The organism is Nostoc sp. EspVER01, assembly GCF_034530635.1.
Lineage (GTDB): Bacteria > Cyanobacteriota > Cyanobacteriia > Cyanobacteriales > Nostocaceae > Nostoc.
This window is the reverse complement of record NZ_JAVRCS010000001.1, coordinates 441001-461758: the sequence shown is the minus strand read 5'-3', so window position 1 is coordinate 461758 and position 20758 is coordinate 441001. Positions and strand designations below refer to the sequence as shown.

Sequence of the window (20758 nt, the reverse complement as noted above, 5' to 3'; positions counted from 1 at the left end):
GTTCGCAAGTCTATTTTAGTCACTTGCATTTGTTACACTATAGGAGGTATAATACAAACGTTAAATAACTTGCTAGATGCTCCTTAAAAATACTAAGCAGTGCTGGAAAAAGATCCCCTCTGGAATCTCCAAGCAAACTTAAGCAATATTTGTTTAAGTGGAGTTTTGCTTAATTGGTAAAATACTACTTAAACAAAAATTACGATGTGCTTTTATAGCTTTATAGTTTTTATAGTCTTCTGTTTCCTGTAGCCTACTCAAAATCCTCTTTTGTTCCAGGTTGCATGATAAGGATGAAGCTATCCCGGAGACTATCCCCTAGACTCGCCAAAGCACTAGGGAATATGCCGGGACCTAATTGCACATTGTGTAAATTTCTGATTAACACTACAACGTTAGTCAGATTTGTAGTTGTGGTTTTTTTGCTGTCAGGCTTTGATCACACAACTGCAATGAATTACGTTTCCACATAATTTACGACTCAATGCAATTTCTAACTACAATTATGTCACACCATTTAAGTCAAGACAAGGCTGTTAAAAAGTTAGGAATGTCTGAAAACATTCTTTTAAGAATTCTTCCGATTCAGGTCTTGTTCAAGAGGATGAAAGCTAACTTTCAGCCATAACATTATTCCGAACTAGAAAAAACTTTGAGAGTTTGTGATTGAGAAATGAAATATTTTGCATAGCTATTGCTGGATATAGCAAATTATGCTCCAAAAAGAATTTCTCTTCATCATCACTTCCAACCACTGCTGATTGCAAAAATGAGCAATCCTGATTTGTGTGGAGTCTGTCAATGCAGTTAGTTGCTCTTGAAGCTAAATGTCGGTAAACAAAGCTCTAGCTAGATATTCTGGCATTTACACTAGTTATTGCCACATCAATAACTGGCTGCAACAAGTAGATTGGCCACTCAATAAAAATACTTTGTATGTAAAAGAGAGCTGCTTTGCTGCCATACTATTTCTCTCTAAAATCTACTCTAGTAAAGCTTAGAGTTTCCTCGGTGAAAATACCGGATTAAATAATATTTTTAATGAAGTTTTGAATTGGATTCCGACTGATAGCTAACTAAATTTTTTTTGTGGAGATTAAAAAATGCCACCAGTGCTTTCTGAGCAACATGTGGGTGAAAGAATTTTGTATACCTTGGGTACAAAACTTTCAGAAAAAGAATTAGAGAACTTCTTGGCAGAAATGGAGATTGTGGAGCCACCATCAGCAAAGCAATTCTGGGAATCTGCACAGACGAATCCTGGTATATACATTATTCTTACAGGTAAAGTCAGACTATTAGATAGCTCTGAGAATTTAATTACTACCTTTGGTGCATGGTCTGTTTTTGGTGAATTGACCTTGTTTCCTGAAGCTAACTTTAGTCCTTATGTAGCTAGAGCTTCGACCAGCTTAAAACTTGGCTATTTTAGGCAAGAAGCATTGCAAAGGTTGATAGACAAGTATCCTAGCATTCGCGATCGCCTATTTGCCCGTGCAGAACTTTGGGATTTGTTGTTGTTATGTCGCCAAGTATCACAATTCCCACGCCATACATCACAAGTTTCAGGAATGCTCAAAGCCTTATCTTTGTTTGAGCGACACCAGTTAGAAACTGGCTCTGTAAGTCCACAAATATCCCAAGATTCACAGTTGTGGCTATTGTATAAAGGTCAGTTGGGGCATTCTGAAGGCGATTCTTTGACACCAGGTACAATCTTTGCTCAACCAAAACAAGGAGATTGGCAAACAACGCAACCAACGATTGCTTACATTCTGAAAAACCACCAGATGCAAACAGCACGAGAATACTTCCCAGAATTAGGGGAGTGGGCTTTTGCCATGAGCGTCAGCGGAACGGGATTGGAGGCTGAGGAATGGGGACTGGGTGCTAGAGAAAAAATTCAATCTCCAAAATCTAAAATTATTCCTTTTCCCCAAAGAGAGAAGCAGTCACAACAACAGCCAACAAAAAAATCACGTTTTTACTTTCCCAGCCCGAAAGTACAAATGGGGCATTGGTGGAAGCGGATTACCAAAAGCTATCCCTTCTATGCCCAACAAAGTGCAGCTGATTGTGGCTCTGCTTGTTTGGTGATGATTGGTAACTATTGGGGCAAACATTTTAGTATCAATCGCCTACGGGATATGACCAATGTCACTCGCAACGGTGCATCCCTCAAGGCTATGGCAACAACAGCAGAATACCTGGGTTTTGCCACCCGTCCGGTGAAAGCTACTCTTGATAAATTAGCAGAACAACCTTTACCTGCAATTGCTCACTGGGAAGGTAAACACTTTATTGTTGTCTATGAAATCACCAAAAAGCGGGTGATTGTATGCGACCCAGCCCTTGGTCAACGCAGTCTGACAAAAGCTGAATTTCAAGCGGGTTGGAGTGGTTATGCATTGTTACTGCAACCTACAGCTCTACTAAAAAGTGCTAAGGACGAAAGTAGAAGCTTCTGGAAATTTTTTGAGTTAGTCAAACCTCACTATCGAACACTGCTAGAAATTTTCATCGCTTCGATAGTCATTCAATTATTTGGGTTAGTAACGCCAGTATTTACCCAATTGTTGCTCGATAGAGTACTTGTGCAACGCAGCGTTCCAACCTTAAACGCCATTGGTTTAGGAATGATTGTTTTTGGGTTGTTTGGTGTTGCTGTCAACGGTGTACGGCAATATCTGTTATTTCACACTGCTAACCGCATTAGCATCGCCTTACTCGTAGGCTTCATCAAACATACCTTCCGTTTACCCCTTGCTTATTTCGAGTCGCGTTTCGTTGGAGATATAATCTCGCGCATCCAAGAAAACCAGAAAATTCAGCACTTCCTGACTGGTCAGACACTCTCCATTGTGTTGGATATGCTGACATTAGTGGTTTATCTGGCTTTGATGTTTTCCTATAGCTGGCGGATGGCATTATTCGTGCTGTGTACTGTACCGCCATTTTTTATCTTGGCGCTGGCCAGCACAAGTATTTTGCGCCGCATCTCCAGAGATATTTTTAATGCAGCTACCAAAGAACAAAGCTATCTCATAGAATCCCTAAGCGGAATTCGTACCGTCCGCTCATTAGCAATTGAACAGACAGTGCGTTGGCGTTGGGAGGAACTGCTGAATGATTTAATCAAAAAAGACTTTAATGCTCAAATAATTGACAATCGCTTGCAAATTATCAGCGGCGTCATCCACACCTTTGTAAATACTTCATTGCTGTGGTATGGAGCGACCCAGGTAATTAATGGCGAACTAACTATTGGACAATTAGTTGCTTTCAATATGTTGGTGGGTAACGTCTTGAGTCCTTTCCAGCGACTGGCTTTGCTGTGGAATGAATTACAGGAAATCGTGATTTCCACTGAACGTATTAATGATGTGTTGGAGGCGGAACCAGAAGAAGACTTAGAAACTAAACCCCGCAAGTCGTTGGGTAAACTCCGCGGCAACATTTGTTTTCAGAATGTTACCTTTCGTTATCACCCAGAAAGCGACACTAACGTATTAGAAAATCTCAACTTTGAAATTAAGCCGGAACAGATGGTTGCAGTAGTAGGGCGCAGCGGTTCTGGAAAAACAACTCTCAGTAAATTGATTTTGGGTTTATACCCACCGACTGATGGCAAAATCCTCATTGATGGTAACGATATCACCAGTGTATCTATGCGATCGCTGCGTTCCCAAGTCGGCGTTGTAGACCAAGATACTTTTTTGTTTGGTGGGACTGTTCGCGAAAACATTGCGATCGCTTATCCAAATGCTTCTTCAGAAGAAATTATCCAAGCAGCAAAATATGCTGGAGCCGATGAATTTATTCAAAAATTACCGATGGGTTACGAATCCGAAATTGGTGAAAGCGGCGGAATGCTCTCTGGTGGACAGCGCCAACGCCTAGCAATTGCTCGTGCTTTGCTCGGAAATCCTCGGTTATTACTGTTTGATGAAGCCACTAGTCACCTAGATTCAGAATCAGAACGGATTATTCAAAACAATCTCAAAACAATTCTTCAAGGACGCACAAGTGTAATTATTGCCCATCGCCTCTCTACAGTCCGTAACGCGGACTTAATCCTGGTTTTAGATCAAGGTATTTTGGTAGAAAGCGGTACCCACGACGAATTAATCGCTAAAAAAGGTCATTATTACTACCTGAATCAACAACAACTGTCTCAAGTTAGTTGATGGGGTATTGGGCAGTCTTTTTCTTCTTGACGAGACTCTGCGCGTAGCTTGCTTCCCTGTAAGGGTAAAATTTTGAATACTTCTCCTGGCGGAGAGGCTACGCCCGAAGCGTAGCTATGCCGCAGGCTTTACGACAAGCTCAGTACAAGTTTTGAATTTTGAATTGATTTCTCCCCCACTCCCCATCTACTGTTATCGGAAAAAAAACCATGCCACATCCCAATAGATCCTCCCCACTTTCCCCAGATGAGCAAGATAAATATCAAGGTTACAAACAGCAAGAGGAATCGGTAGAGTTTGACGAGCAGACAGAGGCAGAAAATGAAAGTCAAGATTTGTACTACGGTACAGAAAAACTACTCAATGCCTTACCTCGAATTTGGACTCGTGGTTTGTTGTATACGCTCATTGCCTTTGCTGGGCTATTCTTGCCTTGGGCAACTCTCTCGAAAGTCGATGAAACTGGTAGCGCTAGAGGGCGTATGGAACCTAAAGGCGCAACTCAAAAATTAGACGCTCAAGCTGCTGGAAGTGTCAAAGCAGTTACAGTCAAAGAAGGAGATACAGTTAGAGCCGGCCAGGTTTTACTGGAACTGGATGCTGATTTACTGCAAACAGAACTCCAACAAGTTCAGAGCAAATTGCAAGGGCTACAAAATCGGCAATCCCAACTGGAACTGCTGAAAAATCAACTCTTAATGTCAACAAGTCTTTTAGAACAACAAAATAAATCTCAAGAATTAGAAAAATTGGCTCAACTCAACCAGGTGCGGCAAAACCTGGATGCCAAACTGAGTAGCTATAACCTGCAAAAGTTAGAAAAACAATCATTAGTTAAGCAAGCAGAGGAGCAAATTTCAACCAATCAAGATGACCGAAAATCGGCTGAAGTTCGTTTCCGTATAGATTCTAGGAACGTTGAACGTTATAGCAAACTCGTTGACGACAAGATAGTTGCTCCAAACGTATTTGATGAAATCAAAAAACAAGAGGAAGAAAGCAAACGACTTTATAACAAGTCTCTATCAGATATTAAACAAGCCGAATTGCGTTTAGCCCAAGAGCTAAATAGTTATCAAGTAACTATCAAAACGTTGGAGTCTGATATCAAACAAGCAAAACTCCGACTGCAAGAAGAACAAAGTAGTTATAAAAGTGCCACGCAAGCCGGACAACTAGCTGTAATGAAAAATCAGGAACAGCTAAAAGACATACAGTCACAAATAACAGCAACGCAATCAGAAATCGCTCAGACTAAAAGCCAGCTTACATCTATAAGAGTACAAATTCAGCAGCGCGTGGTGCGATCGCCGATTAATGGGGTGATTTTTGAATTACCCACCACTAAGGCAGGAGCGGTGGTGCAAGTCGGTCAAAGGATTGCCCAAATTGCACCCACGAAAACAGACTTCGTACTCAGAGCAAATATGCCTAATCAGGATAGCGGTTTCTTGAAGTTAGGAATGCCAGTAAAAGTCAAGTTTGATGCCTATCCCTTCCAAGAGTATGGCATCGTGCAAGGGAAAGTTACTTGGATCTCGCCTGACTCGAAAGTTAACCAAACACCCCAAGGCAACATCGAAACCTATGAATTAGAAATCACCTTAGACCAGCAATATGTCCAAAGTGGGAACAAACGTATTCCATTAGGTGCTGGTCAGACAGCAAATGCTGAAGTCATCATTCGTCAACGACGAGTAATTGACTTTGTTCTAGATCCGTTCAAGAAACTGAAAAAGGGCGGTTTGGAGATGTAGTTAAAGGTATAGGAATCAGGAAATAGGACAAGGGAGACTGGAGGAATAATTAATGCCCCATGCTGTGCCCCATACCCAATCCCTAATCCGCTTAATTATTGGAGATATCATGTTATGCCCCACAATCTGACTATTTCCACCTCAGATATCATTCACAGTCTGAAACTCTCCTGTCAGATACCTGCTGTTGTGGAAGCGATCGCATCGCAAAGTATTATTACCGAAGCAGCTCAAGCGGCAGGAATTACAGTCACGCCAGAAGAACTACAGCAAGAAGGAGATAACTTAAGGTTCGCCAAGAAGCTTGTCAAAGCTAAAGACACCTGGTCATGGCTAGAAAAACACCACCTCTCTGTGGATCAGTTTGAAGAATTAGCCTACAACAACATCCTTTCGCGGAAGTTAGCAAATCATCTATTTTCCAATCAACTGGAAAAGCATTTTTACGAACATCAGCTAGATTATATCGCTGCCGTTACCTACGAAGTTGTCTTCGAGGATCGAGACTTGGCTTTAGAGCTTTTTTATGCCCTAGAAGAAGGCGAAATCAATTTTCCAGATATTGCTCGTCTATATATCTCAGAACCAGAAGCCCGTCGTGCTTATGGATACAAAGGACTCCGGTACCGCAAAGATTTTCGTCCAGAGATTGCAGCCGCTGTCTTTGCTGCTGCACCACCAGAAGCTCTCAAACCGATAACGACTCCCAAGGGAGTGTATTTAATTTGGGTGGAAGAAGTCATTCAACCCCAATTAGATGAACAGTTGCGCCAAAAAATCATTACAGAATCCTTTGCTGATTGGTTAAAGCAACAAATCACCACGATGAAAATAGTTACTCAAATAGACTCAGACGGTTCACAAGAGGAATTAATAGATATGTTATTCACCAAGACTAAATAATTTAGGAATTTTCAAATGTTTTTGTTGCTAAGTATCTACCCTAATTTAGGATATATTTCTCTAGCCTTCAAAAATGTTGCAGATACAGGTTTTATTTGCTTTAAAACTTAATAGCTTTTCTTTTTTAGTGTTTTGTGAATATATCTACAAAGTGCTATTACTGCGTTGTTTAAAAATTAATTTAAATCGTTATAACTCTTGCTGGGCAGCAATTAATTTAATTTCTGCTTAAATTTGACATGCAGTTTTTTATAACTTCAATTATGACTAAATATAATGAATTTTAAACATAAATACATTAGTTTTTTTAATCATAAATTCCTCAAAAAAGTGTTGACTTTTTTGAGGAATAAAGTATATTAGATGTATAGCCAAACGAAATAAGTTGGTTAGACAAAACATTCCCAACAACAGTTACAAATTTTAGGAGAACTCAAATGATCATTTCTGATCTTAACTACTTGGAAAATACCACTGAAGAAATTATTGGTGGTACCTATAAGAAGCCAATCATCATCATAGTTAAGCCCAAGCCCAAGCCCACTCCAAAATACACAAGCATTGCACAAGCAGATGCAGATGCTTCAGCAACCGGCGGCGTCAACAACATCGCTGTAACCTTTACTAACGCTACCGTCACTCCTAATAGTGCTACTGCTTCCTCATCCAGCTATGCTTCTACTTCTTACAAGTAGTAACAAGTAGTAATAATTAAACTCTACTTACAAAAAGTATTAACTTCTGCAAGTAGAGTTAGGCTCGAAAGCTTAGTATATTGATAAATGCCGAAGGCTCTTTGCTCATTTGAGCCTTCGGCTTTTACCAAAAATACATCTTTTGGCCTGAAATAACTGTTTCCGCAATAAAATTTTACAACTGACAACATTTAATCCTCAACCCAGTTTGCAGTCTATGTTGTTTGCCCGCCCTGAATTAAAACTCTGGGCTAATAGTCATAAGAGGAACACTTTACCGTAGCCTTAAGCTTCTCGTAGACCCCCCAAAGGTAGAGAAGAGTAAAATTCCTGTTAATCAAATTTAAGAAGTAATCAAGCAGACATGATATCAATTGATATCATTTATAAGTTTCAAAAACTTGAGTTCCTTGCAGATATAGGAACAACAGACATATTAAATAAATAAAGATTGTATAAATCATAGCTCATAAATAAAAGGATACAAGCTCCTAAATTTATTTATGGGGATTGTTAATTTTGAATTTGGAGCAAAGCGACGTGACCACAATTCCTGATGCTCTCCAACTCGCAAGTCAATATCACCAAGCCAAGCGTTTCACCCAAGCCGAAGAGATTTATCGTCAAATTATAGATTTAGATCCCCAGCAGTCAGAGGCGTTATATGGATTAGGTCTGCTGGTGCAGCAACGTGAACAATATCAAAATGCAGAACAATTTTTTCAAGCAGCCTTGCAATTACAGCCAGAAGTAGGGGCAATACATAACAGTTTGGGGTTTGCTCTGCAACAACAGGGTAAACTAGAAGAAGCGATCGCCTGTTATGAAAAAGCACTCTTAATTCTTCCTGACAGTATAGAAGTACAAATTAATATCAAAAATATTCTTCACATTCAAGGTAAGCTGTCACCAGAAGAACAAATCCGCTACGCAGAGTTGAATGAGCAGTTTGCTTTAGCTAGGCAACAGGCAGGTGATTTCAAGATCGCAGAATTATATTATCGCCAAGCTATTGCATTGCAGCCAGATTTGGTATCATCTCATACTAATTTAGGAGAGGTACTCCAAAAACAAGGGCGATTCAATGATGCCATCGATTCTTACCAACAAGCACTAAAAATTAAACCAGACTATCATTACGCCTATCATAACTTAGGGTATCTTTTCCAGGAAAAAGGAAAATTTGCAGAAGCAATAGAAGCTTATGAAAAAACTTTAAGCATTCAACCTGATTTTGCAATCACCTATAACAACTTGGGAAATATTCTCAGGGCACAAAATAAATTTGATGCTGCCATAGAATCCTATCAAAAAGCGATTAAAACTCGATCTGATATTGATTACATATATTCCAACTTGGGAACAGCATTGAGAGATGATAACCAAATAGAAGGGGCAATCCAGGCATTTGAGCAAGCAGTCAAACTAACACCAAACTATGATCTGGCTAAATTTGGTGCTTGTATGAGCCAACTACCAGTTATCTATTCTAATGTTGATGAAATTGCATTCAGACGAAATCAGTATCAACAGTATTTGCAAGATTTAGCTCAATATTATGAATTAACTAATCAGGAAGAACGGGCCAAAGCATCTGAGGCTGTGGGAGCATTTCAACCTTTTTATTTGACATATCAAGGTTTAAATGACCGAGATTTACAGCGAACTTATGGGGAAATGATTTTCCAGATTATGTCGAGTCGCTATCCCCAAGATTGCCAGCCGCTTGTTCTGCCAAATTTAGAGAAAAATCAAAAGGTTCGTATTGGTATTGTCTCTGGGTTTTTATCTAGTCATTCTAATTGGAAAATCCCGATTAAAGGTTGGGTAGAAAATATAGATAGAAGCGAGTTTGAATTATTTGGTTATTATACCGGAGATAAAACAGATTACTCAACGATAAGTGCCACCAAAGCTTTTGATAAATTTGTCCAAGGTGTTCGCTCAACTGAACAATGGTGTGAGGTAATCACAAAAGATAAATTACATATCTTGATTTTCCCAGAATTTGGAATGGACCCAATGACGCTCAAACTGGGTTGTCTGAGATTAGCACCAATTCAAATGACATCTTGGGGACACCCTGAGACGAGTGGACTCCCGACAATTGACTATTACTTGAGCAGTGACTTAATGGAACCAGAAAATGCTCAAGAACATTATACAGAAAAATTAGTTAGATTACCTAATCTATCTATTCATTACATGCCTTTAGCAATTCCACCCGAAGAAATTAAGAAACCAGATATAGGTTTAAAAGAGGATGATATTTTCTTCTGGTGTTGTCAGTCATTATATAAATATTTGCCTAATCATGATGATGTTTTCCCTTCTATTGCTAAAGAGTTAGGTAATTCTAAGTTTGTATTTATTAAAAGCAAAAGTGAAGAAATCACAGAAAGATTTCGCCAGCGCTTAAACCATGCTTTTACAGCATTCGGGTTAGATTATCAAGATCACTGTTTGTTTTTGTCTTTCCTGAATGACAGAAAGTTTGCTGGGACTACAGCTTTAGCAGATGTCTTCTTAGATAGTATTGGTTGGTCTGGATGTAACTCCACGCTCGAATCTATTGCTCATAATATTCCAGTTGTCACTTTACCAGGAGAAATGATGCGATCGCGCCATTCTCTAGCAATTTTGCAGATGATGGGTATCGAAGAGACGATCGCTTCAAATAAATCAGAATACGTCCAAATCGCCATCCGTCTGGGGAAAGATGCTCAATATCGGCAATATATTTCCCAGCAAGTTGCAGAAAATAAACATAAATTATATGGCGATTTAAAGCCAGTCAGAGCGCTGGAAGATTTTATTTTGCAGTTGGTTAATAAACCAAGACAATTTAACGCCGAAGAAGTTGCTGAACTCTTTCAAATTGCACTTCAAGATCATCGAGCTAATCGCCTAGACACAGCCGAACAGCTATATCGTCAGGTGATAGAAAAACAACCAGACTATTCAGAAGCATTATACGGTTTAGGGATACTGGCACAGCAGAAAGGTGAGTTGCAGGAAGCCGAGAAGCATTTGAGTGCAGCTTCCCAAGTTCAGCCTAACTCGGTGAAAATTTGGTTTAGTTTAGGCAATTTGCTTCAAGGTCAAGGACAGTTACCAGAAGCTGAAGCCGCTTACCGAAAAGCGATTGCGTTGCGACCAGATGCAGGGACAATATACAACAATTTGGGCTACACCTTGCAACAACAAGATAAGTGGGAGGATGCGATCGCATCTTATCAAAAAGCTCTGGAATTTCAGCCCAACTGCATAGAAGCAGAAATCAATTTAGCGAATGCGCTGTTTGCTCAAGGGAAGCTTTCACCAGAGAAACAAGCCTATTACGCAGAATTGAATTATCAGATGGGCATTGCCCACCAAGAAGGAGGTGATTGGCAAACTGCTGTTGTTTACTATCGAACTGCGATCGCAATACAGCCTGATTTGGTAGAAGCCCATTATAACTTGGGGATGATACTGCAAGAGCAAGGGGAGTTAGAAGAAGCTATCGCTTGCTATCAAAAAGCTTTGGAGTTCAATCCCCAACACCAGGAAGCCAACATCAAATTAGGAGATATTTACCAAACCCAGCAACAAGAATTTACACAAGTTGACTCACTAAAAGTTTCTGGCTAAACGGATTATTTCACGCGATCGTCAATTTTCATCAATCTAAACTTCAACTTTCAAATTCAGGGGGTAAAATTTATGTCATTAACAATTTTTGAGAAAGTTAAAGACTTCTTAGTCAGACTAGTCAAAGACGAAGCTTTTTACACTCAATTGATGAGTGATAAGATTGAGGAAGTGATAAAAGTCATGGAAGAAAGTGGCTATAATTTTTCTAAAGAAGAATTTGAAACAGCCTCCATTAAAATCTTGGAATTAAAAGAACTAGGTCAGTTTGATGACCTCAGTGAAGAAGAATTAATGGGAGCATTTGGTGGGATTATAAGCATCAATCAACCAGTCATTAAGCCACCATTAATCACTCAACCAAAATTACGTGATGTTGTAGTTTCACTTCCCGAAAACTTTGAAAAACCATCAATTAAACCAATTAAATGGATTCCTAGACCACTTCCAAAGCCATGGCCACTTCGTCAAGCAATAGACCCACCTGTACAAGCGTTATATGGAGTCGTTGTTAGTTCAACAGAAGTACAATAACCCGATAAAACGTTTATTTTGAGGGTTGAGATTGAGAGTTAACCTATGACATATCACCGCAAAAGCTACGCAGTTTGGGAAATTACCTTAAAGTGCAATCTAGCTTGTAGTCACTGTGGTTCCCGTGCAGGACATGAACGCGCCAACGAACTTTCCCCAGAGGAAGCTTTGGATCTCGTCAAGCAGATGGCAGAAGTTGGAATTAAAGAAGTTACTCTCATTGGTGGTGAAGCATTTCTGCGTCCAGACTGGCTGGAAATTGCCAAAGCTATCAACGAGGCGGGAATGTTATGTGGTATGACTACAGGCGGCTATGGCATTTCGTTAGAAACCGCCCAAAAAATGAAGTCAGCGGGAATTCGTACCGTCTCTGTTTCTATTGATGGCTTGGAAGCAACTCATGACCGTCTGCGGGGAAAGAAAGGCTCTTGGAAATATGCATTTAAGACCATGAGTCATCTGCGAGAAGTCGGTATTTCTTTTGGTTGTAACACCCAAATTAACCGCCTGTCAGCGTCAGAATTTCCCTGCATCTATGAGTGCATTCGTGATGCCGGTGCCCGTGCTTGGCAAGTTCAGCTAACTGTACCAATGGGGAATGCTGCCGATAACGCAGATATCCTGCTCCAACCCCATGAACTGTTAGATATCTACCCCATGCTTGCCCGTGTGGCGCGTCGTGCTTACCAAGAAGGTGTGCAACTTCAGGCGGGAAATAACATTGGTTACTACGGCCCTTATGAGCGACTGTTGCGGGGACGGGGAAAGGAGCATGAATTCTCATTTTGGCAAGGTTGCGGTGCAGGACTCTCAACCTTGGGAATTGAAGCTGACGGAGCGATTAAAGGTTGTCCCTCATTACCGACTACTGCCTATACAGGTGGTAATATTCGAGAACAAACCTTGCATGATATTATCGAGGGTGCAGAAGAACTACGCTTCAATCTAGGAGCAGGAACACCTGAAGGCACAAAACACCTGTGGGGTTTCTGTAAAACCTGCGAATATGCTGAACTTTGTCGTGGGGGTTGCAGTTGGACTGCCCATGTTTTCTTTAATAAGAGAGGTAATAATCCTTACTGTCATCATCGCGCTCTTGTTCATGCCAAACAAGGTATGAGAGAGCGTGTAGTTCCCAAAGTAAAGGCGCAAGGATTGCCATTTGATAATGGCGAATTTGAGCTAATTTTCGAGCCTACAGATACTTTGTTGCCAGCCAACGACCGATTCAACTTTACTGCTGACAGCATTCAGTGGTCGGAAAGTTGGCAACAAGAACCCGAATTTTCTTACTCTATCGTGAGATAATAAATCATGGCAGAAAATTCAGAAATTAACACAATTTCAGGGAAAAAAACTGACCTTAAGTCATTACCATCTCAAGATTTAGAGAAAATCCCATTACTTCCACGTTCAGCTTGGAATAGTCAATTGGGCTATTTAAAAGTGCTGTTAAAAGCAAAGCAAGTCCTGGATAAAAGCTGACAGGTTCATTAGGGATATCGAGAGATTTAGCTCGTAAATTAGGAGAGAATTACTCCCCGAACTTTTACGCGCAAATTACGCGCAAATTACGCGCAAATTTGTTAACTAACAAAATCAATACAGGTTTTTTATGGCATCAAGAGTAAGTCTAACACTGACAGTTCCAAAGTTACTTTCTTTCAATGGTAGAACTAATCTCAATAATAGACCCGATCCCAAGCCCGATCCTAGACCTAATTTTGCTACCGCTGAAGGGGATGCAACTTTTTCTAACTATAGTGAAGGTGCTGCAAGCATTTTAACTTCTACCGAGGCCGATACATTAGTTAAAGGTGGTATAACTGCTGCAATTGCTGAGGCTAAAGCAAGTTTTGATCCAACTTTTTCATCACTTTTCACTCAATCTGCTGTTGTTGGATTAAGTGGTCAATTTGAAGGTACTTCCAACAGCGAAGCAAAGATACTTGCTAGTTTTGCGGTTGGTCGTAATGAAAGCTTCTCTTTTGATTTTTCAGCAGATTTAAAATTGGCAGCTAAAGAAATTGAAAATCCTGACGTAGAATATAACAAGGCTCAGTCTACAACCACTTTTTTGGTATTAGATACTACAAATCCTAACAGGGCCAGGGTTTTAGATTATTTTGGTATCCAGGGTAAATTAATCTCCTCCGATAAAATTGGGGATCTAACCTTTGGTCGTAGTAGCAATGTTAAAATTGACGATCGCGATAGAAGCTCCGATATTAATGGCAACAATGGTAGTGACTTTCTCAATGGTAGTGCTGTTGGGACTTATGAACGGAATTTTAAGCGCAATACCAACCTAACTATAGTCAAAATTAATACTACTTCTGTTGAATTGGCAGGAGATACTTTAATCGGCAACCTGGGTAGAGATGTTATCTATGGCACAATTCGGAAGGATAATCTGACGGGAACCAACGGTGCGGATAAACTTTATGCCAGCTTGGGAGATGATAAGCTATCTGGAAACAGAGGTGATGATGACCTCGACGCCGGCCAAGGTAATGATTCGCTAAATGGTGGCGATGGCAATGATACACTCTATGGCGGTAAAGGCAATGATACACTCTATGGTGGTAGTGGTAATGATGTCTTAGTTGGTGGCGAAGGTAATGACACATTTACTTTCAAACGTAGCGATACCTTCCTTAAAAAAGACTTTGATGTCATTCAAGATTTCCAGGTTGGTGTTGATAAGCTTGTATTAGATGGCTGGGGAAGTCAAGGGAAGGTAACAGATACCAACAATGGCGCTCTTCTCACCTTCAATTCTTTGTCTTTCGGTAATTCTTTGACTCTCGGTGATTCTTTTTCTCTCGGTAATTTTTTGTCTCTCGGTAATTCTTTGTCTCTCTTGAATAATTCTCCACAAAGCATACTATTTACAAACGTGAGTGCAAGTGATATCAGCTCGGTAATCTAATTTACTTAAGGCTAATTCCTCGTTTCATTCACTAACGGACTCTGATTTACAAGCATCTCAGTCAAAACAATCGGGTGAGTAAAAAATCTGATTGTACAAGAAAATGTCGATATCTTTTCTGGGAGAAGTTTTGCCAACAGCAACCCCTATGGTGTACGCACTGAAATTACTTGAGTTGGTAACGTTTGATCGCTAGCTTCAAGCTTATTTATCGCTCATACTGTTGACAAAATCTCTCCTTTATCTTAATCAATAGACTTGCTTTATTAACAAGTAAAAATAGGTAAAATATTTTATTGATAGTTATCACTTATGGTAAGGATTTATAGTAATCTATAACAATATAATATCAAATTCAAATATAGTTATAGATACTACATAGTTATGGATACTACGAATATTTCAGAATCTAAAGTTAAATCTTTTATTAAAATTGCGGTGCAAAAGCATCAGTCAGGTGACAAGGATGAAGCTGAATCGCTAGATAAAACAGAAGTAGCTGAAATCCTCGAACTAGCAGTTCAACAGCAACGAGAGAATAGTTTATTGGAGGCGGAACAGCTATATAGTCAAGTTCTGGAAAAACAACCTGATAATCCTGAAGCTTTATATGGTTTAGGGATGTTGGCGCAGCAGATGGGGCAACCTCAAATTGCTGAACAGTGGTTAAATGCGGCTTCACAAGTTCAACCAGATTCTGTGAAAACTTGGTTCAGTTTAGGTAATTTGCATTTAGTTCAGGAGCAGTTTGCCGAAGCAGAGAAAGCTTATCGGCAAGCTTTAGTTTTATTACCTAACTCACTACCGATTTACAACAACTTGGGCTATACTCTGCAACAACAAGGATTATTTGAAGAAGCAATTCACTATTATCAAAAAGCTCTAGAGTTAAAGCCAGACTTTATAGAAGCAGAGGCTAATTTGGGCAATACGTTACATGCTCAAGGTAAGCTCTCCGGCAATCAACAAATGTACTATGCACAATTAAATAATCAATTGGGTGTTGCCCGGAAAAAAGCAGGAGATTTTAAAAATGCTGTTACTTGTCACAAGCAAGCGATCGCACTACAACCAAATTTGTTAGAAGCCCATTATAACTTGGCTTTGGCGCTGCAAGAACAAGGAGAATTAGAAGAGGCGATCGCATCTTATGAAAAACTTTTGGAACTTAATCCCAACGATGGAGAAATATACCTCAACTTAGGTAAAATTTACCAGCAACTAAACCAATACCAGAAAGCAGTTTTTGCCTATCGACAAGGGTTAAAGCTAATTAATCCCCACTATGCCAAAGCATTAGCAGCTGGTGAGGATGCTGAAATTCCTCAACAAGTACCAGTCACGCCCTCAATTCCCCAAGGGGAGGTAATTGTAGGGGAATACAGCTTTCCGACTATTCCGACAGTAGCAAATACAGATAAGCGTCCTTTCTGGAGTGTGGTGATAACTGTATATAACCGCATAGATTATCTACTCGAATGCCTTGTCAGTGTATTGTCCCAATGGCAAGGAGAAGAGCAGATGGAAATCATCGTCATGGACGATGCTAGTACAACGCCAGTATTTGAAGTGGTGAATAGTATTGGACAAGGAATAATCAACTACTATCGCAACCCGCAAAATCTCGGTCTGCCAGGAAATTGGAATGCCGGAGTTGCTCTCACTCGCGGTCATTGGATTCATTTACTGCACGACGATGATTATATTCTCCCAGGTTTTTATTCCCAGCTACAAGAAAGTCTAGAAGGGTGTTCAGATTCTATAGGAGCCGCTTTTACAGGTTATGAAAATATTAACGAGAAAGGGGAAGTAATTTTCAGCCAACAAGTCTATGGAGAGCAGCGAGGAATTGCCCAAAATTGGCTGCAAATTATTGGAGTTAGTAACTCATTGAATATGCCTGCGGTAGTAATTCGTCGAGAAGCGCACGAACGATTGGGCGTATATCATCCTGAACTGACCTATACAAGCGATTGGGAAGTTTATAAACGCATTGCCTCTGTTTACGATTGGTGGTGTGAACCAGAAATTTTAGCTCGTTACCGCCAACACGCTAACAATGTCACCAGCGAACTATTACTCTCTGGGAAACAGATGATATCTATCCGCCGTGCAATTGAAATTTCCAAGAGTTATTTTCCTATTGAATACTCGGCACAAATTACTGCCCAATCCCGGAGTCATTATTTTCTTTATTGTCTAGAATCAGCCATAATTCCCCTACAGGCTGGTAATCTAGCTGGAGTTTGGCAAGGGTTAGAAGAGGCTTTAAAAATAGATCGTAGCCCTGAAGCAGTGGCAAAGTTATTCCGGTGGTTAACACAAGAAGAAGCAGCTCCTCTGCGTGATGAAATTGTCTCAAGATTTATCTCACTTCCTTTATATAGTGTTTCCTAAGCAACTGAGGTACACCCAAATCCTTGTGAGCAAAGTTAGTAACTTTGAAAACGTACCTCACCAGATTGGGAACCGCTATCAAGACTTATTTAGGGAAAAGCAAAATTTTTTAATTTTGGACTAACAAACTATGTCAATTGGTCAGATTGAGCATCCTACTATAAATACTTCATCTTTTGAGCCACAAAATCGGCAAGATGGTATTAGCGGTCTGATGCGAATTCGTAATGAAGAGGAATTTTTAGCACCAACGATCGAATCTTGGATTGATTATGTAGATGAATTAGTAATTGTGTTTCATCAGTGTACGGACAAAGCTCCCCAAATAATCAAGGCATTTGCACAAAAATATCCTCAAAAAATACGGGCTTTTCATTACTTACCCTACGTCGATTTATTTGGTACAAAAGAACAAGTTGAATTGGATGTAAATAACATTCATTCTTTCGTTTTTTATTCTAATTTTAGTCTCAGTCTGACGCGGTATAAAATTTGCGTTGATATTGACAGTGGTCACGTGGGTATTACTGAACATTTAAAAAATATTTATCATTATTTGAAGCAAAATCATCTGCAAAATACAGCCTTATTTTTTTCAGGAGTAAATTTATATCAACGTCCAGACGATCCAAACTACTACACGAATTTAAAATCTCCTGCTTCTGGCAATGGAGATTTAGCATATTGGACAGTTTCGCAGCAAAATATTTTCGATAAACATGCAAAAATTCCATTCTGTGAAGCAATTCAATTTGAAGGACTAACATCTTATTATTTAGGTTTTATTTTTTGGCATACACATTGGTTAAAAAAGAACGCACCTTCGAGGAATGACGGCAGAGAATTGGATGGTGAGCTTTTAGAAAAGCTGAACGATATTGAGATAATCAATAGAGATAAACAATTAGTTTTGTTATCTCAAAAATTTAAGCAAGAAAATAAAAACTTTCAAAATATTCCTTGCCAAAAGTTTTTATTGTATTTTGATTTCGCTTCTCTACCTGATGTTATAGCTCTAGAGTCCAAGCTAGTAGCAATACATAACAACTTGGGTTATACCTTAGAACAACAAGGTAAGTTTGATGAAGCAGTCACTTGTTATCAAAAAGCCTTAGAACTTCAGCCCAACTGCGCCGAAGCAGAAGTCAACTTAGGTAACGCCCTCAACGCGCAAGGTAAACTATCAAAAGATCAACAAGCGCACTACGCGGATTTAAATCACAAATTGGGAATTTCCTGCACAATCGCAGGGGATTTCAAGAGAGCAATTAATTACTATCGTCAAGCGATCGCTCTTGACCCAAACTTGCCAGAGACATATTATAGCTTAGGCAACATCCTACAAGAAATAGGTCAATGGTCAGAAGCGATCGCCTCTTATAGCCAAGCCCTAAAACTCAATCCCTTAAACTGGGAAATCTACATCCGTTTGAGTCAGGTTTACCAAGCTCAAAATAAGAGAGCAGAGGCGATTTCTGTGTATCGTCAGGCATTAACTTTATTCAATCCTCACTATGCCAAAGCCGTATCTGCTTACTTTGATGCTGCCATCACTCCAGAAATGCTTGTTACTCCCCCCATTCCTCAAGGTGAGGTTACTGTTGGCGACTATCAATTTCCAGCGATTCCACCTGTAACAGACCCAGAGAAACCTCGACCATTTTGGACTGTGGTGATTCCGGTATATAACCGCACCGATTATCTTCTGGAATGTCTGGCTAGCGTCTTGGTGCAATGGACTGGGGCAGAGCAGATGGAAATTTTGGTAATGGATAATGCCAGTACAACACCATTGTTCGATCTAGTAAACAGTATTGGGGGAGGAATAATCCGCTACTACCGCAATCAGCAAAATATCGGAGTATTGCCAAATCAAAATGCAGGCATTTCCCTCAGTCGCGGTCAGTGGATTCATATCCTACATGATGATGATAGTGTGGTTCCAGGTTTTTATGACCGACTCCAGCAAAGTCTCCAAGGGTGTCCAGATTCCGTAGGAGCCGCTTTCACAAATTTTGAATATTTCAATGAAAAAGGAACAGTAATTGAAAAATGGGAAGTGATTTCCTGCTTTGGAAATCAGAAAGGTATCTGTGGGAATTTTTGGCAGCAGATTGGTGTAACATGTCCATTACAGATGCCTGCGGTTGTTATTCGTCGCCTAACTCATGAAAAAATAGGAGGTTATTATCCGAAGTTAGTTTGCACTCCTGAATGGGAACTTTATAAACGCATTACTGCTTCTTCTGATTGGTGGTACGAACCGGAAAGTTTGGCTCGTTACCGTATACATTCCGACAGACAGACAGGTGATGACTTATCATCCGGTATTTTGGCGGCATCCATCCGCCAGTGTATAGAAATTTCAGAGAGTTATCTTCCTGCTGAATATTGCGCAGACATTACAACCCAAGCTCGTAGCTATAACTTCAATTATTGTTTGACAAGGGCAGCGATTCCTCTGAACAGTGGTAATGTTATGGGAGCTTTGCGTATGCTCCAAGAAATTCTCAAACTTGACAGCTCCCCGCAAGCAGTAGCAAAGTTATTCGTTTGGTTGACTCAAGATGAAGCCGCTCCCCTAAGAGAAGAAATCATTGCTAAGTTCCTACCACTACCTGTAGATAATACCCAAGATAATATTCCTACTGAATTAAAATCCCCACTAATTGCGATCGCATCATAGGATATGAAAATACTTGTAACTGGAACTGAAGGTTATATCGGCTCGTTATTAGCTCCTCTGTTGATTCAAGAAGGTCACGAAGTTATTGGTTTAGATACTGGCTTTTATAAAGTCGGTTGGCTATATAACGGCACCAAGGTAACTGCCAAAACCCTCAACAAAGACATCCGCCACATTACAACAGAAGACCTGCAAGGTGTGGAAGCAGTAGTTCACATGGCAGAACTCTCTAACGACCCTTTAGGTCAGTTAGCCCCTGATATCACCTACGATATCAACCACAAAGGCTCAGTACATTTAGCGAAACTGGCGAAAGCAGCTGGAATCCAACGCTTTATCTACACTTCATCATGCAGTGTCTATGGTTTTGCCACTGAAGACTACGTTAGCGAAGAGTCTACCATCAATCCCCAAACAGCTTATGCCAAATGCAAAGCACTTGTCGAACAGGATGTGAAACTCCTTGCTGATGATGGCTTTTCTCCCACCTTTCTCCGAAATGCCACAGCCTATGGCGCCTCTCCAAGAATGCGCTTTGATATTGTCTTAAACAATCTAGCAGGTTGGGCATGGACAATTAAAGAAATCAAGATGAACAGCGACGGTACACCTTGGCGTCCCCTAGTACATTTATTGGATATCTGCAAAGCAATTGCCTGTACCTTAGAAGCTCCGCGTGATGTAATTCACAACCAAATTTTCAATGTCGGTGATACAAATAGCAACTATCAAGTCAAACAAATTGCTCAAATAGTTGCAGATGTCTTTACAGATTGTCAATTGAGCTTTGGTAAACACGATCCTGATAACCGCAGCTATCGGGTTTTATTTAATAAAATTAACCAAAATTTACCAGGATTCAAATGTGAATGGAATGCCCAACGAGGTGCCCAACAACTATATAATGTCTTTCAGCAAATTGATATGGATAGAGCAACATTTGAGTCTAGAGGCTTTACCCGCCTGAAACAATTGGAATACCTCATTCGCACTCAGCAAATCGATCGAGATTTCTTCTGGCAGACTGTTTAAAA

12 protein-coding genes are annotated in these 20758 nt (G+C 40.0%); all 12 read left to right on the top strand.

Going from position 1 to position 20758, the window contains the following annotated elements; translation table 11 throughout:
- The first annotated feature begins 1103 nt into the window (after positions 1 to 1103).
- The 12 genes from RMX69_RS01820 (at position 1104) to RMX69_RS01765 (ending at position 20756) form a co-directional block, all read left to right on the top strand.
- Positions 1104 to 4187, top strand: a complete 3084-nt coding sequence (locus RMX69_RS01820) for a peptidase domain-containing ABC transporter (RefSeq protein WP_322636303.1) — start codon at positions 1104 to 1106, stop codon at positions 4185 to 4187.
- A 209-nt stretch (positions 4188 to 4396) separates the two neighbouring features.
- Positions 4397 to 5944 carry an HlyD family efflux transporter periplasmic adaptor subunit gene (locus RMX69_RS01815; protein WP_322636302.1) on the top strand — a complete coding sequence of 516 codons (1548 nt, stop codon included), beginning with the start codon at positions 4397 to 4399 and terminating at the stop codon, positions 5942 to 5944.
- A gap of 114 nt (positions 5945 to 6058) precedes the next feature.
- A complete protein-coding gene (locus RMX69_RS01810; protein WP_289799664.1) occupies positions 6059 to 6847 on the top strand; it encodes a peptidylprolyl isomerase in 789 nt (262 codons plus the stop codon).
- Between the two features lie 437 nt (positions 6848 to 7284).
- Positions 7285 to 7542, top strand: coding sequence for a hypothetical protein (locus tag RMX69_RS01805; protein WP_322636300.1), 258 nt, complete (start codon positions 7285 to 7287; stop codon positions 7540 to 7542).
- 540 nt (positions 7543 to 8082) lie between these two features.
- Positions 8083 to 11175, top strand: a complete 3093-nt coding sequence (locus tag RMX69_RS01800) for a tetratricopeptide repeat protein (RefSeq protein WP_322636299.1) — start codon at positions 8083 to 8085, stop codon at positions 11173 to 11175.
- Between the two features lie 72 nt (positions 11176 to 11247).
- Entirely contained in the window at positions 11248 to 11709 is a 462-nt protein-coding gene (locus RMX69_RS01795) for a Nif11-like leader peptide family RiPP precursor (RefSeq protein ID WP_322636298.1), read from the top strand.
- 45 nt (positions 11710 to 11754) lie between these two features.
- Positions 11755 to 13017 carry a nif11-class peptide radical SAM maturase 3 gene (locus RMX69_RS01790; protein ID WP_322636296.1) on the top strand — a complete coding sequence of 421 codons (1263 nt, stop codon included), beginning with the start codon at positions 11755 to 11757 and terminating at the stop codon, positions 13015 to 13017.
- A gap of 6 nt (positions 13018 to 13023) precedes the next feature.
- Positions 13024 to 13194, top strand: coding sequence for a hypothetical protein (locus RMX69_RS01785; protein ID WP_289799668.1), 171 nt, complete (start codon positions 13024 to 13026; stop codon positions 13192 to 13194).
- Between the two features lie 130 nt (positions 13195 to 13324).
- Complete coding sequence (locus RMX69_RS01780; protein WP_289799669.1) at positions 13325 to 14641, top strand: calcium-binding protein; 1317 nt, start codon at positions 13325 to 13327, stop codon at positions 14639 to 14641.
- A gap of 384 nt (positions 14642 to 15025) precedes the next feature.
- Entirely contained in the window at positions 15026 to 17038 is a 2013-nt protein-coding gene (locus tag RMX69_RS01775; RefSeq protein WP_322636295.1) for a tetratricopeptide repeat protein, read from the top strand.
- A gap of 130 nt (positions 17039 to 17168) precedes the next feature.
- Complete coding sequence (locus RMX69_RS01770) at positions 17169 to 19724, top strand: tetratricopeptide repeat protein (protein ID WP_322636293.1); 2556 nt, start codon at positions 17169 to 17171, stop codon at positions 19722 to 19724.
- 3 nt (positions 19725 to 19727) lie between these two features.
- Positions 19728 to 20756: an NAD-dependent epimerase/dehydratase family protein gene (locus RMX69_RS01765; RefSeq protein WP_289799672.1), complete on the top strand. Its 1029-nt coding sequence runs from the start codon at positions 19728 to 19730 to the stop codon at positions 20754 to 20756.
- Positions 20757 to 20758 lie beyond the last annotated feature (2 nt).

Coding starts and splice junctions, on each gene's coding strand:
- RMX69_RS01785 (WP_289799668.1), top strand. CDS start 13,024: ATGGCAGAAAATTCAGAAATTAACACAATTTCAGGGAAAAAAACTGAC.
- RMX69_RS01810 (WP_289799664.1), top strand. CDS start 6,059: ATGCCCCACAATCTGACTATTTCCACCTCAGATATCATTCACAGTCTG.
- RMX69_RS01775 (WP_322636295.1), top strand. CDS start 15,026: ATGGATACTACGAATATTTCAGAATCTAAAGTTAAATCTTTTATTAAA.
- RMX69_RS01790 (WP_322636296.1), top strand. CDS start 11,755: ATGACATATCACCGCAAAAGCTACGCAGTTTGGGAAATTACCTTAAAG.
- RMX69_RS01770 (WP_322636293.1), top strand. CDS start 17,169: ATGTCAATTGGTCAGATTGAGCATCCTACTATAAATACTTCATCTTTT.
- RMX69_RS01765 (WP_289799672.1), top strand. CDS start 19,728: ATGAAAATACTTGTAACTGGAACTGAAGGTTATATCGGCTCGTTATTA.
- RMX69_RS01780 (WP_289799669.1), top strand. CDS start 13,325: ATGGCATCAAGAGTAAGTCTAACACTGACAGTTCCAAAGTTACTTTCT.
- RMX69_RS01795 (WP_322636298.1), top strand. CDS start 11,248: ATGTCATTAACAATTTTTGAGAAAGTTAAAGACTTCTTAGTCAGACTA.
- RMX69_RS01820 (WP_322636303.1), top strand. CDS start 1,104: ATGCCACCAGTGCTTTCTGAGCAACATGTGGGTGAAAGAATTTTGTAT.
- RMX69_RS01815 (WP_322636302.1), top strand. CDS start 4,397: ATGCCACATCCCAATAGATCCTCCCCACTTTCCCCAGATGAGCAAGAT.
- RMX69_RS01805 (WP_322636300.1), top strand. CDS start 7,285: ATGATCATTTCTGATCTTAACTACTTGGAAAATACCACTGAAGAAATT.